Annotated in this window: 15 protein-coding genes and 1 tRNA gene; 5 read left to right on the top strand and 11 right to left on the bottom strand. The window is 65.1% G+C overall.

The window, feature by feature from the left end:
* Positions 1 to 8: 8 nt before the first annotated feature.
* From CFE50_RS08110 to CFE50_RS08070, 9 genes are all read right to left on the bottom strand, one after another.
* A complete protein-coding gene (locus CFE50_RS08110) occupies positions 9 to 770 on the bottom strand; it encodes a substrate-binding periplasmic protein (RefSeq protein WP_241807758.1) in 762 nt (253 codons plus the stop codon).
* Positions 771 to 957: 187 nt separating this feature from the next.
* The gene (locus tag CFE50_RS08105; protein ID WP_027597483.1) at positions 958 to 1,719 is read right to left on the bottom strand and encodes a substrate-binding periplasmic protein; all 762 of its coding nucleotides are present in this window, start codon (positions 1,717 to 1,719) and stop codon (positions 958 to 960) included.
* 49 nt (positions 1,720 to 1,768) lie between these two features.
* Entirely contained in the window at positions 1,769 to 2,530 is a 762-nt protein-coding gene (locus CFE50_RS08100; RefSeq protein ID WP_027600694.1) for a substrate-binding periplasmic protein, read from the bottom strand.
* A 29-nt stretch (positions 2,531 to 2,559) separates the two neighbouring features.
* On the bottom strand, positions 2,560 to 3,342 hold the full coding sequence (hisF, locus tag CFE50_RS08095) for an imidazole glycerol phosphate synthase subunit HisF (RefSeq protein WP_286732560.1): 783 nt from the start codon (positions 3,340 to 3,342) through the stop codon (positions 2,560 to 2,562).
* An 11-nt stretch (positions 3,343 to 3,353) separates the two neighbouring features.
* Positions 3,354 to 4,091, bottom strand: a complete 738-nt coding sequence (gene hisA / locus CFE50_RS08090) for a 1-(5-phosphoribosyl)-5-[(5-phosphoribosylamino)methylideneamino]imidazole-4-carboxamide isomerase (RefSeq protein WP_183632601.1) — start codon at positions 4,089 to 4,091, stop codon at positions 3,354 to 3,356.
* 31 nt (positions 4,092 to 4,122) lie between these two features.
* Entirely contained in the window at positions 4,123 to 4,380 is a 258-nt protein-coding gene (locus CFE50_RS08085; protein ID WP_007159788.1) for a DUF2164 domain-containing protein, read from the bottom strand.
* Entirely contained in the window at positions 4,380 to 5,018 is a 639-nt protein-coding gene (gene hisH / locus CFE50_RS08080; protein ID WP_007159789.1) for an imidazole glycerol phosphate synthase subunit HisH, read from the bottom strand. The genes CFE50_RS08085 and hisH overlap by 1 nt, the downstream gene beginning before the upstream one ends.
* Positions 5,018 to 5,611 (bottom strand): imidazoleglycerol-phosphate dehydratase HisB, encoded by a 594-nt coding sequence (gene hisB, locus CFE50_RS08075; protein ID WP_007159790.1) that lies wholly within the window; start codon positions 5,609 to 5,611, stop codon positions 5,018 to 5,020. Before hisB ends, hisH begins: the two co-directional genes overlap by 1 nt.
* A gap of 144 nt (positions 5,612 to 5,755) precedes the next feature.
* On the bottom strand, positions 5,756 to 7,420 hold the full coding sequence (locus CFE50_RS08070) for an OFA family MFS transporter (protein ID WP_286732557.1): 1,665 nt from the start codon (positions 7,418 to 7,420) through the stop codon (positions 5,756 to 5,758).
* A gap of 295 nt (positions 7,421 to 7,715) precedes the next feature.
* Between CFE50_RS08070 and CFE50_RS08065 the strand changes: the two genes are divergently transcribed.
* The 5 genes from CFE50_RS08065 to CFE50_RS08045 all read left to right on the top strand — a co-directional run bounded on the left by CFE50_RS08065 (position 7,716) and on the right by CFE50_RS08045 (position 13,439).
* Complete coding sequence (locus CFE50_RS08065) at positions 7,716 to 9,941, top strand: AsmA family protein (protein WP_286732555.1); 2,226 nt, start codon at positions 7,716 to 7,718, stop codon at positions 9,939 to 9,941.
* Entirely contained in the window at positions 9,938 to 11,002 is a 1,065-nt protein-coding gene (mutY, locus tag CFE50_RS08060; RefSeq protein ID WP_286732553.1) for an A/G-specific adenine glycosylase, read from the top strand. The genes CFE50_RS08065 and mutY overlap by 4 nt, the downstream gene beginning before the upstream one ends.
* On the top strand, positions 10,999 to 11,271 hold the full coding sequence (locus tag CFE50_RS08055) for an oxidative damage protection protein (protein ID WP_058768518.1): 273 nt from the start codon (positions 10,999 to 11,001) through the stop codon (positions 11,269 to 11,271). Before mutY ends, CFE50_RS08055 begins: the two co-directional genes overlap by 4 nt.
* Before the next feature lie 228 nt (positions 11,272 to 11,499).
* A tRNA-Phe gene (locus CFE50_RS08050) sits at positions 11,500 to 11,575 on the top strand.
* 94 nt (positions 11,576 to 11,669) lie between these two features.
* Positions 11,670 to 13,439 (top strand): site-specific integrase, encoded by a 1,770-nt coding sequence (locus tag CFE50_RS08045; RefSeq protein ID WP_093254995.1) that lies wholly within the window; start codon positions 11,670 to 11,672, stop codon positions 13,437 to 13,439.
* Between the two features lie 305 nt (positions 13,440 to 13,744).
* On the opposite strand, the gene CFE50_RS08040 is transcribed toward CFE50_RS08045, so the two are convergent.
* Together CFE50_RS08040 and CFE50_RS08035 are read right to left on the bottom strand one after the other, a co-directional pair.
* Positions 13,745 to 14,533: a hypothetical protein gene (locus CFE50_RS08040; protein WP_093254998.1), complete on the bottom strand. Its 789-nt coding sequence runs from the start codon at positions 14,531 to 14,533 to the stop codon at positions 13,745 to 13,747.
* Positions 14,530 to 14,814: a hypothetical protein gene (locus CFE50_RS08035; protein ID WP_093255000.1), complete on the bottom strand. Its 285-nt coding sequence runs from the start codon at positions 14,812 to 14,814 to the stop codon at positions 14,530 to 14,532. The genes CFE50_RS08040 and CFE50_RS08035 overlap by 4 nt, the downstream gene beginning before the upstream one ends.
* Between the last annotated feature and the right edge of the window lie 19 nt (positions 14,815 to 14,833).

Genomic DNA, 14,833 nt, shown 5'->3' with positions numbered 1-14,833 from the left:
TCCAGGCGTCAGAGGTAGTTGTTGGTGATGCTGTCGATCGCCCCTTCCTTGCGCATCTGCTCCAGCGCCGCCCTGAGGCGTATCACCACCTCGTCAGGCGTGTCCTTGTTCAGCGCCAGATACTGATCCACCTCGTTGAAGCGCAGCAGCGTCTGCAAGCCGGTCACCCCCTGCTGCTTGGCGAGATAGCGACCGACCGGATCGGCGGTAGCCCAGATATCGATCTGGCCTTTCACCAGCTTGTCGACGTTTTCCTGATCGCGCAGGGCGTCGATGACCGGAATGCCCTGGGCGGTCAGCGTCTTGCTGATCACATCGTTGCGATAGGTGCCGATACGATAGCGGGCGGCGTCCTTGAGCGTCTTGACGTCCAGCTTGCTGCCAGGCAGCGCCTGCAGGGTCCAGCTCGAGCGGCCGAAGGGGCCCACCCACTTGAACTGATCCTTGCGTGCCTCGGTGTAGGCCACGGAGAAGAGGCCGTAGTTGGGCGTTTCCTGGGTCAGCCGATAGATGCGGTCCCAGGGGAAGCGCAGCGAGAGGCTGTACTTGATGCCGGCCCGCTTGAACATCTCGCGGACGATATCGGTGGCGATACCATCGATGGCGTCATCGCGGGCGAAGTTCTTGTCATCGACCGACATGTTGAAGGGAGGATAATTCTCGGTCAGGAGCACGACCTGGTAGTAATCCGGCAACTCGGCCCGGGCCTGGCTCAGACCCAGGGTGCACCCCAAGACTACACCTGCAAGACGCAACCACGGCTTTTGCATTGCAACTCCCTGGCGACGCACGGCCGCATTTCCGAGGTTTCGTTGAATTTCCTTTACAACGTTGAGCGCTCACTGCCGCTGGCTGCGCCGCGGTCGTCAGCCCTGCGTCGATCCCGATCTGGCCGCCTGGCCGATCCGGAATCCTTGGCCCCTCGCGTGCACGCCCACCGCTAGGCGATGGCGCGCGCTAGAGATAGTTGTTGGTGATGCTGTCGACCAGACCTTCCTGGCGCATGGCATCCAGGGCCTGCTGCAGGCGGGTCACCACCTCGTCGGGGGTGTCCTTGTTCAAGGCCAGGTAGAGGTCGGATTCCTGGAAGCTGAGCAGGGTCTGCAGATTGCTGACGCCCTGCTGCTTGGCCAGGTAGCGGGCGACCACGTCGGTGGTGGCCCAGACGTCGATCTCGCCCTTCTGCAACTTGGCGATGTTCTCCTGATCACGCAGGGCATCGATGGGAACGATGCCCTTCTCCTGGATCATCAGGCTCACCGCGGAATTCTTGTAGGCACCGACGCGCAGCCGGGCCGCCGTGGCCAGGTCCGGCACCTTGAGGGTGCTGCCGGACAGCGCCATGAACACCTTGCGGGTCTTGCCCAGCGGCCCGACCCACTTGAACAGCGGCAGCCTCGATTCGGTGCGCGACACGGAGAACAGCGCGTAGTTGGGGCTCTCCAGGGTCAGGTTGTAGATGCGATCCCAGGGAAAGCGCAGCGAGAGGTTGTAGTCGATCCCGGCGCGCTTGAACATTTCGCGCACCAGATCGGCGCTGATGCCGTCGATGGCATCGTCACGCGCGAAATTCTTGTCGTCCACCGCCATGTTGAAGGGCGGGAAGTTCTCGGTCAGCAGCACCACGCGATAGCCCGCTGGCAATTCCGCCCGGGCCGTCCCCAGGCCCAGGGTGCAACTCAACAGTACGGCGGCGATGGCCAACCAGGACTTGCGCATAGCTCTCTCCTCAGGCGACCGTCCGCGCCGATCGCTCGGCCCGCCGGGATCACAGATAACGATTGAAAATGGTCTGAACCGCGCCGCTCTGGCGCATCTCGTCGAGGGCCTTTTGCAGCTTCTGTACCACCTCGTCGGGGGTCTGCTTGTTCAGCGCCAGGAACAGCTCGCCGCTGTTGAAGCGCAGCAGCATCTTGAGTCCGGTCACGTCTTCCTGGCGGGCCAGGTAGCGGCCGGCGGGGTCACCGGTGGCCCAGACATCGATCTGTCCCTTGACCAGGCGCTGTACGTTTTCCTGATCGCGCAGCGCGAGATCCGGCTGGAAGCCCTGCTGGGCGAGACTCTCGGCGATGGCGTCACCCTTGTAGGCGCCGATCTTGAGCTGCTGCTTGCGGACGTCGTCCAGGCTGCGCAGCTGCAGGTGGCTGTCGGCGCGCCCGAGCAGCACCCAGTCGTCCGGGCCGATGGGGCCGACCCACTTGAACAGCCCCTCGCGCTCGGGCAGCCGGGCGGTGACGAAGACCCCGTGGTCGGGCTGATCCAGGGCCATGCCGTAGATCCGCTCCCAGGGAAATCTCAGGGTGAGGTTGTAGGAGATGCCGGCGCGCTGGCACATCTCGCGGACCATGTCGACGGCGATGCCCTTGAGCTCGCCCTCGCGGGCGAAGTTCTTGCCATCCACGGAGAAGTTGTAGGGCGGGAAGTTTTCCGTCAGCAGCGTCAGCTGATAACCCGCCGGTAGCTCCGCCCTGACCGCGGTCGTTGATACCAGCAGCAAACCGGCCAAGCAGGCCCAGATTCCCTTGCGCACGCCCCTCTCCCTGCCGGCACCGCCGGTGCTTAAGATTTTGTGGAGCGTATCACAATCCCTTTTTCGGCCAGGTACCGTTTAGCCTCGGGAATGGTGCATTCGCCGAAATGGAAGATGCTCGCCGCCAGCACCGCAGAGGCCTTGCCTTCGAGGATGCCGTCGGCCAGGTGCTGCAGATTGCCGACGCCGCCGGAGGCGATCAACGGGATGCCCACCGCCTCGCTGACGGCGCGCGTCACGCCCAGGTCGAAGCCGTTCTTCATGCCGTCCTGGTCCATGCTGGTGAGCAGGATCTCGCCGGCGCCCAGGCCTTGCATCTTCTGCGCCCAGGCCACGGCGTCGAGGCCGGTGGGCTTGCGTCCACCATGGGTGAAGATCTCCCAGCGCGGGGTTTCACCGGGGCCGCTGACGCGCTTGGCGTCGATGGCCACCACGATGCACTGGGAACCGAAGCGCGCCGCAGCTTCGCCGACGAATTCCGGGGTGAAGACCGCCGCGGTGTTGATCGATACCTTGTCGGCGCCGGCGTTGAGCAGGTTGCGGATGTCCTGCACGGTGCGCACGCCACCGCCCACGGTCAGCGGGATGAACACCTGGCTGGCCATGCGCTCCACGGTGTGCAGGGTGGTGTCGCGGCCCTGGTGGCTGGCGGTGATGTCGAGAAAGGTGATCTCGTCGGCGCCCTGCTCGTTGTAGCGGCGGGCGATCTCCACCGGATCACCGGCATCGCGGATGTTCTCGAACTTGACGCCCTTGACCACGCGGCCATTGTCCACGTCCAGGCAGGGGATGATGCGTTTCGCCAGCGCCATGACTTAAGTCCTCAGACCTTGAAGTTGTCGCACAGCGCCTGGGCCTCGGCGACGTCGAGGGTGCCCTCGTAGATCGCCCGGCCGGTGATGGCGCCGATGATGCCCGGGCTGCGGGCGTCGAGCAGATTCTGGATGTCCCCCAGGTTGTGGATGCCGCCAGAGGCGATCACCGGGATGCTGGTGGCTTCGGCCAGGGCGCGGGTGGCCGGCACGTTGCAGCCCTGCATCATGCCGTCGCGGGCGATGTCGGTGTAGACGATGGCGCTGACGCCGTCGGCTTCGAAGCGGCGGGCCAGGTCGGTGACCTGCAATTCGCTGACCTCGGCCCAGCCGTCGGTGGCGACGAAGCCGTCCTTGGCGTCCAGGCCGACGATGACCTTGCCAGGGAAGGCGCGGCAGGCTTCAGCGACGAATTCCGGCTGCTTGACCGCCTTGGTGCCGATGATCACGTAGCTGACGCCGGCGCGGACATAGTGCTCGATGGTCTCCAGCGAGCGGATGCCGCCGCCGATCTGGATCGGCAGGCCGGGGTAGCGCCTGGCGATGGCGGTCACCACCTCGCCATTGACCGGCTGGCCCTCGAAGGCGCCGTTGAGGTCCACCAGGTGCAGCCGGCGGCAGCCGCCGTCGACCCACTGGGCGGCCATGGCCACGGGATCGTCGGAGAACACGGTGGACTCTTCCATGCGCCCCTGGCGCAGGCGGACGCAGGCACCGTCCTTGAGGTCGATGGCGGGGATGATCAGCATGGCAATACCTTGGCTCGGGGGTGAGGGCGATCTAGGGCTTTTCCAGCGCCCAGATGTCGCTTTCCAGGCTGTCGACACGCTCCCTGAGCAGGGTCTGCACGTCGGCAACCGCCTTGTTGTAGTACAGCGGCCCGCACTCGCGGGCGAAGAAATCCAGCAGTTCCTCGACTTCGAACCGCCCCAGGCGGACCTCGAAGCGGTCGTCCAGCAGGGTCTGCAAGGCCGTGACCAGCCGCTGGCTCTGCTCGGGTTCGAGCGTCACCAGCGGCGCGGGCGGCTTGCGCGCCATTACCAGCGGCCGTCCCAGGCGAGGAAGTTGGCATAGAGCTGCAGGCCGCAGTCGGCGCTCTTCTCGGGGTGGAACTGGGTGGCGAAGCGCGAGCCGTCGGCCAGCGCCGCGGCGAAGTCCAGGCCATAGTGGCCGCGCCCGACCACCTGGCGCGGATTGCCGGCCTCGACATAGAAGCTGTGCACGAAATAGAAGCGGGCGCGATCGGGGATGCCGTGCCAGAGCGGATGGTCGAGCACATGGCTGACCTCGTTCCAGCCCATGTGCGGCACCTTGAGGGTCTCGCCCTCTTCCTGCATGCCGCCCGGGAAACGCCGCACGGCGCCGGGGAACAGGCCGATGCAGTCCACCCCGCCGTTCTCTTCGCTGCGCTGCATCAGCGCCTGCATGCCGACGCAGACGCCGAGGAAGGGGCGGTCCTGGCTGACTTCGCGGACCAGCTCATCGATGCCCTGGCGGCGGATCTCGGCCATGCAGTCGCGGATGGCGCCGACGCCGGGCAGGACGATGCGGTCCGCCTCGCGGATCACCGCGGGATCGCCGGTCACCAGGACCTGGTGGCTACCGGCGTGCTCCAAGGCCTTGGCCACGGAGTGCAGGTTGCCCATGCCATAGTCGATGACGGCTACCGTCTGCATCACAGGCACCCCTTGGTGGAGGGCATGACGCCGGCCATGCGCGGATCTTCGGCAAGGGCCATGCGCAGGGCGCGGCCAAAGGCCTTGAACACGGTCTCGATCTGGTGGTGGCTGTTGACGCCGCGCAGGTTGTCGACGTGCAGGGTCACCTGGGCGTGATTGGTGAAGCCTTGGAAGAATTCGAGGAACAGGTCGACGTCCATGCGGCCCACGGTGGCGCGGGTGAAGGGCACGTTCCAGTGCAGCCCGGGCCGGCCGGAAAAGTCGATGACCACTCGCGACAGGGCTTCGTCCAGGGGCACATAGGCATGGCCATAGCGCTGGATGCCCTTCTTGTCGCCGACCGCCTTGGCAAAGGCCTGGCCGAGGGTGATGCCGATGTCTTCCACCGTGTGGTGGTCGTCGATGTGCAGGTCGCCGCGGCAGTGGATATCGAGGTCGATCAGCCCGTGGCGGGCGATCTGGTCGAGCATGTGCTCGAGGAAGGGGACCCCGGTGTCGAAGCGCGCTGCGCCCGTGCCGTCCAGATCCAGGGATACCTTGACCTGGGTTTCCAGGGTGTTGCGCTCGACGGTTGCCTTGCGTTCGGCCATAGCCTGCTCCGCGAAAATCGGTGGGCGAAAGGGCCGATATTATAGGGGCGCGGGGGCTGGATCGAAAGCGCGGCGGGACGAGGCGTCCCGCCGCGAGGGGCGCCCGCGTGGGGACGCCCCGTTACCGTCCGGTTCGGCTGAGACTCAGCTGAACAGGGCGGCGGTCTTTTGCAGAGTGATCCAGATGCCCCAGGCCAGTGGGATGCCCACGGCCAGCCAGGCGGCGATGGCCAGCGGCTTGGTCTTGGGATCGGCGCTCCACTCCAGCACCTGGGCGCTGCCGGCGTTGCTGTCGTGGCCACTGGCGCGCTCGACGGCGAGTTCGGCCTCGGTCATGAAGTGCTTGTCGGCCACCGGACGCACCAGCAGGTTGCAGATGAAGCCCAGCACCAGCAGACCGGCCAGGATGTACAGGGTGATGTCGTACACCTGGGCGCGGGGGATGCCCATGCTCAGCTGGTACTCGCGCAGGTAGTTGACCAGCACCGGACCGAAGACGCCGGCAGCGGCCCAGGCGGTGAGCAGGCGACCGTGGATGGCGCCGACCATCTGGGTACCGAACAGGTCGGCGAGGTAGGCCGGCACGGTGGCGAAACCACCGCCGTACATGGACAGGATCAGGCAGAAGGCGAAGACGAACAGCGCCACGCTGCCCAGGTGACCGGTCCAGGGCACGATGGCATAGAGCACGAAGCCCAGGGTGAAGAAGACGAAGTAGGTCATCTTGCGGCCGATGTAATCGGAGAAGGATGCCCAGAAGAAGCGACCGCCGATGTTGAACAGGCTCAGCAGACCGGTGAAGCCGGCGGCGATGGCGGCGATCTGCTTGAGCTGATCGGCGCTGAGTTCACCGTAGGCCAGGCCGTTGCCCAGCAGACGACCACCAAAGACTTCCTGCAGCAGCGGCGAGGCCATGCCGATGATGCCGATACCGGCGGTCACGTTCAGGCAGAGTACGGCCCAGACCAGCCAGAATTGCGGGATGCCCCAGATCTTGCTCACGTGGACGTGGCGATTGGTGATCATGTTGCTGCCGGCCTTCTTGGGGGACGGCGTCCAGCCGGCGGGCTTCCAGCCGGTCGGTGGTACGCGGTAGCCCAGGGCGCCGCTCATCATGAACACGAAGTAGATCACCGCCATGACCAGGAAGGTCTGCCAGACACCGATTTCGGTGGCCGAAGCGAAGTGACGCATCAGGGCATCGGCCAGGGGGGCACCCACCATGGCGCCGCCACCGAAGCCCATGATGGCCATGCCGGTGGCCATGCCGCGCTTATCCGGGAACCACTTGATCAGGGTCGACACCGGCGAGATGTAGCCCAGGCCCAGACCGATACCGCCGATCACGCCCGAACCCAGCCACAGCATCCAGATCTGGTGGGTATAGATGCCCAGGGCGGAAATCAGCAGACCACCGCACCAGCACAGGGCCGAGACGACCCCGGCCTTGCGCGGACCGGCGTGTTCCAGCCAGCCCCCGAACAGGGCCGCGGAGCAGCCGAGGAAGATGAAGAACAGGGTGTAGATCCAGCCGAGCTGGGAAATCTTCCAGTCACAGGTGGCACTGAAAATCTGCTCGAAGAAGCTCATTTCCACCGGGCAGGCCACGGCAGCGGTGATGCCGATCGCCTTGGACAGTGGCAGCCAGAAGACCGAGAAGCCGTAGGCCATGCCGATGCACAGGTGGATGGCCAGGGCGGCCGGCGGGACCAGCCAGCGGTTGAAACCGGGCCGGGCGACGATGCGCTCCTTGGAAAGGAAAGCCGGACGTGCCGAAGCGACACCGCCAGCAGTGAGAGTAGTGCTCATGGGTTCAGCCCTTTTCTAGTGTATAGCGTCCAGGCCGGTGGACATTCCCTGCACGCTTCCCCGTAAACGAGTCAAAGAAACGGCGTCAACCGACCAGAGGTGCGCGACATTAAAGCGCACCCTGGCTAACTGCCACCCCTGCTGATTTACCAGGGTACGGGCGGTGCAAGACCTCCGACGAAACGGGCGAGTACCACCGCTGTCACAGGGCCGACACCTCGATGTCATCGGGGCCGGCCGACCCCCTATACTGGCCAGTCGCGCCATCGCCCGCCGGAACAGGAATTTCCTCGTCATGAAAGCTTTCGCCAAAGTGCTGGGTATCGTTCTCGTCGGCCTGCTGCTCCTGCTGGTCGCCGTAGGCTTCGCCCTCACCCACCTGGTCGATCCCAACGACTACAAGGACGAGATCCGCCAGCTGGCGCGCGACAAGGCCAACGTCGACCTGCAGCTCAAGGGCGACATCGGCTGGAGTCTGTTTCCCTGGCTGGGCGTCGAATTGCACGACGCCACCCTGGCCAGCGCCGCCACCCCCGATCGCCAGTTGGCCCAGGTGCAGCGGCTGATCCTCTCGGTCCGCCTGCTGCCGCTGCTGCTGCGCCGTGACCTGGAGATGAGCGACATCAAGATCGACGGCCTGGACCTCACCGCCAGTCGCGATGAGCAGGGCCGCACCAACTGGGCCGAGATCGGCCGACCGGCACCCAAGGCGGACACGGGCGCCACGCCGACCGATACCTCCGGCGGCGCCTCCGCGCCAAGCGAGCCGAGCGCGGGTCGCCAGCCGCCTAAGCTCAACGTCGAGAGCCTGACCGTGCGTAATTCCCGGGTCGAATACAGCGACGCCCGCAGTGGCGCGCGCTATGCCTTCGACGGCATCGACCTGGAGACCGGCGCCATCTATGCCGGCACCGCCATTCCCATCAAGCTGGCCGGCACCGCCAGCACCACCCAGCCGCCGGTCAACGCCACCGTGCTGCTCAACGGCAAATTCCGCTTCGATCCCGCCAGCCAGCAGTACGCCCTGGACGACCTCCAGCTGACCGGCGACGCCAGCGGCGAGCCCTTCAACGGTAAGCTGGTCAACTATTCCGCCAGCGGCCAGCTGGCCGTCGATCGCCGCGCCCAGACCGCCGAGTGGACCAGCCTCAAGCTCACCGCCAACGACCTCAAGGCCCTGGGCGATCTCAAGCTCACCGGCCTGGAAAGCGATCCGCAGCTGGCCGGGCGCGTCTCCATCGCCCGCCTCGACCTGCGCGCCTTCCTCGACAGTATCGGCGTCGAATTGCCGGCCATGGCCGATGCCAAGACCCTGCAGCGCTTCGAGATGAATGCCCAGGTGCAAGCCAGCCGCAACGCCCTGGCGCTGGACGACTTCAATTTCCAGCTCGACGACAGCACCCTCAAGGGCCGCGTCGCCGTGGCCGATATCGCCCGCCGTGCCCTGCGCGTCCAGGTCAGCGGCGACCGCCTGGACCTGGACCGCTATCTGCCGGCCAAGGCCGCCGCGGCCCGTCAGGCCAATGGCGCACGCCAGGAAGAGGTCGCCCAGGTCGATGCCATCGCCACCCAGGGCAACTCGCCGCTGCCGGAGGCCCCGACCCAGCACGCCTGGAGCCAGGAAACCCTGCTGCCGGTGGAGCGCCTGCGCAGCCTGGACGCCGAGGTCGAGCTCGGCCTGCAGCACCTGACCCTCAATCGCCTGCCTTTCGAAGGCGCCAGCCTCAAGGCCAGGGCCGCCGATGGGCAGCTGCAGCTCAGCGCCCTGGAAGGCGAGTTGTTCGGCGGGCGCTTCGCCGCCGAGGGCGCCCTCGACGTGCGGGGCGTCCAGCCACAACTGACCGCTCGTGAACGCATCAAGGGCGTACCGGTGGAGCGCATCCTCCAGGCCCAGGGCCAGAAGCCGCCGGTGGAAGGCCTGCTCGACCTGGACGCCGATCTGCGCAGTTCGGGCGCCAGCCAGCGCAGCCTGATCGATAACCTGGGCGGTACCGCGCGCTTCGCCCTGCGCAACGGCCAACTGATCGACGCGAACGTCGAAAGCCAGCTCTGCCAGGGCATCGCCCTGCTCAATCGCAAGCCGCTGGAGCTGCCCCATGGCGGCCAGAACACCCCCTTCCGCCAGCTGAGCGGCAGCCTCAGCATCGTCAATGGCGTGGCCCGCAACCAGGACCTCAGCGTCAGCGTGCCCGGCCTTGCGGTAAAGGGCGCGGGCGACATCGACCTGCGCACCCTTGGTCTCGACTACCGCCTGGGCATCACCGTGCAGGGCGATACCAATGCCGCCGCCGATCCCGGTTGCCAGGTGGGCGAGCGCTATGCCGACATCGAGTGGCCCCTGCAGTGTCGCGGTCCCCTGGAGCTGGGCGCCAAGGCCTGTCGCCTGGATCGCGAGGCCATGGGCCAGATCGTCGCTCGCGCCGCCGGCAATCGTCTGAACGAAAAAATCGAAGAGAAGCTCGGTGATAAGATCAGCCCCGACATCCAGAACGCCATCCGAGGGCTGTTGCAACGTCGATGACTGATGACGACTTTGGTACCGCCGTGCTGGCCTGGTACGACCTGCACGGTCGCAAGGATCTGCCCTGGCAACAAGCCGTGACGCCCTATCGGGTCTGGGTCTCGGAGATCATGCTCCAGCAGACCCAGGTCGCCACCGTGCTGGGCTATTTCGATCGCTTCATGCAGGCACTACCCACCGTCGAGGCACTGGCCGCCGCCCCGGAAGACGAGGTCCTGCACCTCTGGACCGGTCTTGGCTACTACAGCCGCGCGCGCAATCTGCACAAGGCCGCCAAGACCGTGGTCGAGCGCCATGGCGGCGAATTCCCGCGCAGCGTCGAGGCCCTGTCCGAGCTGCCCGGCATCGGTCGCTCCACCGCCGGCGCCATCGCCAGCCTGAGCATGGGCGTCCGCGCGCCGATTCTCGACGGCAACGTCAAGCGCGTCCTGGCCCGCTACACCGCCACTGCCGGCTATCCCGGCGAACCCGCCGTGGCCCGCCGCCTCTGGGAGGTGGCCGACCGATTGATGCCCCGCGAGCGGGTCGGCCCCTACACCCAGGCGATGATGGACCTGGGCGCCACCCTCTGCACCCGCAGCAAGCCCAGTTGCCTGCTGTGTCCGGTCAAGCTGGGCTGCCGCGCCCACCTGCTGGGCCAGGAAACCGCGTTTCCCACGCCCAAGCCGCGCAAGACCCTGCCCCAGCGGCAGACGCTGATGCCGCTGTTCGTCAACGACGCCAATGCCGTGCTGCTGCAGCGCCGCCCCTCGACCGGTCTCTGGGGCGGTCTCTGGGGCCCGCCCGAGGTGGCCGACGTGGCCGAGCTCGAAGCCCTCGCCGAACGCCAGGGCCTGGTCATCGACGAACGCCAGGCGCTGCCCGGCCTGGTGCACACCTTCAGTCACTTCCAGCTGGCCATCGAACCCTGGCTGGTCCAGGTGGACCACCGCCAGCACCGCGTGGCCGAGGGCGACTGGCTTTGGTATAACCTCGCCTCCCCGCCGCGCCTGGGCCTTGCCGCCCCGGTGCAGAAACTGCTCAAGCGCGCCGAGCAGGCGCTCAAAGGAGAACCCGCATGACCCGCACCGTGATGTGCCGCAAGCACAAGCAGGAGCTGCCTGGCCTCGATCGCCCGCCCTATCCCGGCGCCAAGGGCGAAGACATCTATCAGCACGTCTCCAAGCAGGCCTGGGAAGAGTGGCAGAAGCACCAGACCATGCTCATCAACGAGCGTCGGCTGAACATGATGAACGCCGAGGATCGCAAGTTCCTGCAGGCCGAGATGGACAAGTTCCTGTCCGGCGAAGACTACGCCCAGGCCGAGGGCTATGTGCCCCCCAGCGCCTGAGTCGACGGCTTGGAGCCTATTCAAAGCCTGCTGCGCGTCGGCCAAACGGCGTTGAAGATCGCTTCGGAATGCTCATTTACCCTCTGTAAACTCCGCTTCCTCAGCCATCTTCGCCTTGTTTGTCGCTAGCTCGCGAGGCGTTGAACAGGCCTAAGCGCCCGAAAAATCTAAATTTTTTTGGGCTCACTGTTGACACAAGGTCGAGAAACGCTTTTAATGCGCCCCGTTGCCCAGGTAGCTCAGTTGGTAGAGCAGGGGATTGAAAATCCCCGTGTCGGCGGTTCGATTCCGTCCCTGGGCACCATGATACCTAAGCCCCTGATTCCGCGAGGAATCGGGGGTTTTTCGTTTCAGGACCTAGCCACGCCCTTCCGTTCTGGTACACACGGCAGGTACACATGGCGATCCAGACTCCTAAAATCGTTGCACCGCATTCCCCTCGGTTCCGTGCTTTCATGGCCCAGCCCTTCAAGCATCCATCCACCGGCGTGTACTACATTCGGCGCCGTGTCCCCGATGAGCTTCGCCCTGTCCTGGGGCGAGAGTACAAGCGCTCTCTAAAGACCCGTGATCAGCTAGAAGCCAAGGCCCGCCATGCTGTTGAGTGGACGCGCTCCGAAGAAGCGTTCTCCCTCGCCCGTGCCCAGCTCGCTGGCGTGCAGGCTCTGACAAAGCGCGACATGCAGCAGCTAGCCGCACGTTGGTTCCGCCAAGAGCTAGAAGAAATGGAGCAGTCCGGTAGCTTCCGAGCTTGGATGCTGCCCGGCGACAGCACAGCGTTCGAGACGCCGCATGGCTGGGAGGAGCATCGGGAGTACCTGACGATCCGTGAGGCGCTAGCGGAGGGCGACGAGACGGACTGGCTGTCAGTGATGCGGCCTCACCTGTTGCAGGCTCTGCGGTCCGTGAACGTTCCTCCGCCAGCCGAAGGCTCTGATGACTATGCGGAGCTGGCCGAAGCATTCCACGATCATGTGTTCCGGTTGTCCGACATCGCCAAGCAGCGGGACTCAGGGAACTGGATCGTGCAGGCTAACGTGCTGGAGCGTGAGCCTCTGAGCTTTGAGCACCGGCGGAATGAGGTGAAGACCAAGACGGTTACCGAGGTGTTTGAGGCGTACAGCCAATCGCGCTTGCTCGATGGTGATAATCGCGCCACGCGGACCTCCCTCGCTGAAGCCAAGGGCACACTGGCTCGCTTCGTCGAGATGTTCGGTGATCTGCCCGTGACGTCGATAACGCGGAGCACGGCGCTGGAGTACCGGGCAAAGCTCACTGCTTTCCCACTGCAAATGCCAGGGGCTTCCAAACTCACAGCGAACGAACTGATAGCCCGTGCCCAAGCGGAGGGGCTGCCCACGCTGTCAGCGGCCACGATCCGCAATCGCCTGCGAACTGTTGGCGCCATCCTGGGTTTTGCCGTCCGCATGGGTTGGATTCAGGAAAACCCGATTGATGAGTCCGGGGTAGCCAAGGCTGCTGGCGCTGCTGCCGGTAAAAGCAAAGGCGCTCGCCGTCGCAAGGACTACACAGCCGACGAGTTGGGCACGATCTTCCGTAGCCCGCTGTTCACGGCGGAAGGCTGGCGCCCAGCACGGAAGGACTACGGCCAGGCGCTCTACTGGCTGCCGATCCTGATGTACTACACCGGCGCAAGGCGAGAGGAGTTGTGCCAGCTTCGCGCCAGTGACGTGCAGCAGGACGAGGGCATTCCGTTCCTGTCCATCCTGGGCCTAGCGGACGACGATGACGATGGCCGGACGGTGAAGACCGAGAGTTCTCGCCGACGTGTCCCGCTGCATCCTGACCTGCTGGCCCTGGGTTTCATGGATTACCACGAGGGTCTTCCGTCGAGCGGGCAACTGTTCCCGTCGCTCCATGCTGACCGCCAGGGTTACTACGGCAGGAACATCGGCAAGACCTGGCGCAGCTACCTGCAGGACGTGGTGGCGCTGGAAAGCTCGGCCATGCCCTCTCATGGATTTCGACACACCTTCAAGACGCTGAGCCGTCAGGTAGGCATTCCCGAGGACGTACACGACGCTATCACCGGGCACAGCGATGGCTCTGTCAGCCGGGAGTACGGCGGGATGCCACTGAGCCGGATGCGTGAAGAACTCCAGCGGTATCCGTCGGCGCCTGGGCTGCTGATCCCTGGGGCTCGCTGATCGGCTACCGCCCTGGCCCTGCCGTACACCCCGTACAGGGGCACTGGTGGGGCACTAGGGCTTCGAGGGTGTGCTCACACAGGGCACGCGGTATCGCCCCTGTAGTGCCCCTGTAGCGCCTCCTGGCATGTCCTGCTGCTGGCGACTCTGTACCTCCTGCGCTCAGGCTGGGCCTGCACGGCCTGCTGCATGTACTGACGGGAGTAGTGGCACGGTGCCAGGGGTGTGTCAAACGACACACCTTTTCGGGGTAAATCTCTAAGGTACTAAAGTACCTATGAGATCCATGCTGCCCATCTCTGCTGCTACTGCTTACACCGACGTAGGTAGCCGGCTACAGCGTCTCTGGTCTTGCCGATAGCCTGGGCAATGGCATTGTGGCTGGCGCCTTCCGCACGCATACGCTCTGCAATGGCTTTCCAGTTATCGCCAGCTTCCAATGCTGCAAGCCTGGCTTCCATCTCCTTAATCCGCTGCTCGTGGTCTGCGAGCTTTTGCCGATCCTTGGCATGTGCGGCGCTGTAGTAGATGCCCTCTACGGCATTGGCGAGGCTACCGCTCTGGATGTTCCGCTCATGGCGGCGCGTCATTACTTTGGTCATGTGCATTACCTCTCGGTTCGGATGTTGCCGGGTTTCATTCCATACTCGGACGATGTGTGGGCTGCCACGGCTGGCTAGCTTGGCGGCATCCTTTGGAGATACGCCTGCCTCTCTGAGCAAGGCGGTGGCCTTGGGAGGCTTGTCGTCCATGCAGGCATTCAGGGCGCCTCTGATGACGTGCTCGGCCTCGGCAAGGCTTAGGTAGCGCGTCTGTACTCCAGCGGCCTTGATGGCCTCCCTGCGGGCTCTACGGGCGTCCTGCTCAATGCGAGCAAGCTCGGCCCCAAGAGTCCTGGCTGGCTTGGCAGGGCCAGGAGTCCAGCCCTCTAAGCTTCCGTGCTGGCTCTTGTACTCCAGAGCGGACTGCCTGAACTGTGCCAAGGCGGGACTCGCATTGCCGCTGGCGTCGGTAGGCTCGTGCCCGGCTGTGCGTACGGCCTTGTGCAGACTGATCTGCTCCTGGGTATCTAGGCAGACTTCATGAGCGCTCATGCGTCACCGTCCTGGCCGATGATGTCGGCGACGACGTTCCGGGTAAGGCCAGTGCGTGCAGCGATGCTGCCGAAGGTGTGACCGCTGGTGCGTAGTTCGCGAGCCTCGATAGCCAGGGGCTGCTGCTGGATGACGCCCAGCAAGAGCTTGCGGATCGCCGTTAGTTCGCGGTCGTGCTTGGCGAGACGATCCAACATGCAGCGGTGAGCGTGCTTGCTGATGTCGGCAGGCGTGAAGCGGTCGGGGTGGTTCGCGTCAATGTGGCTGGCGCGGTTGGTCATGGTCTGTCTCCTGTTAGGG

Source organism: Pseudomonas sp. PGPPP4, from assembly GCF_002256045.1.
GTDB classification, from domain to species: Bacteria; Pseudomonadota; Gammaproteobacteria; order Pseudomonadales; family Pseudomonadaceae; genus Chryseomonas; species Chryseomonas oryzihabitans.
The sequence above is the reverse complement of the archived record's forward strand: the minus strand, read 5'-3'. Positions and strand labels throughout refer to the sequence as shown.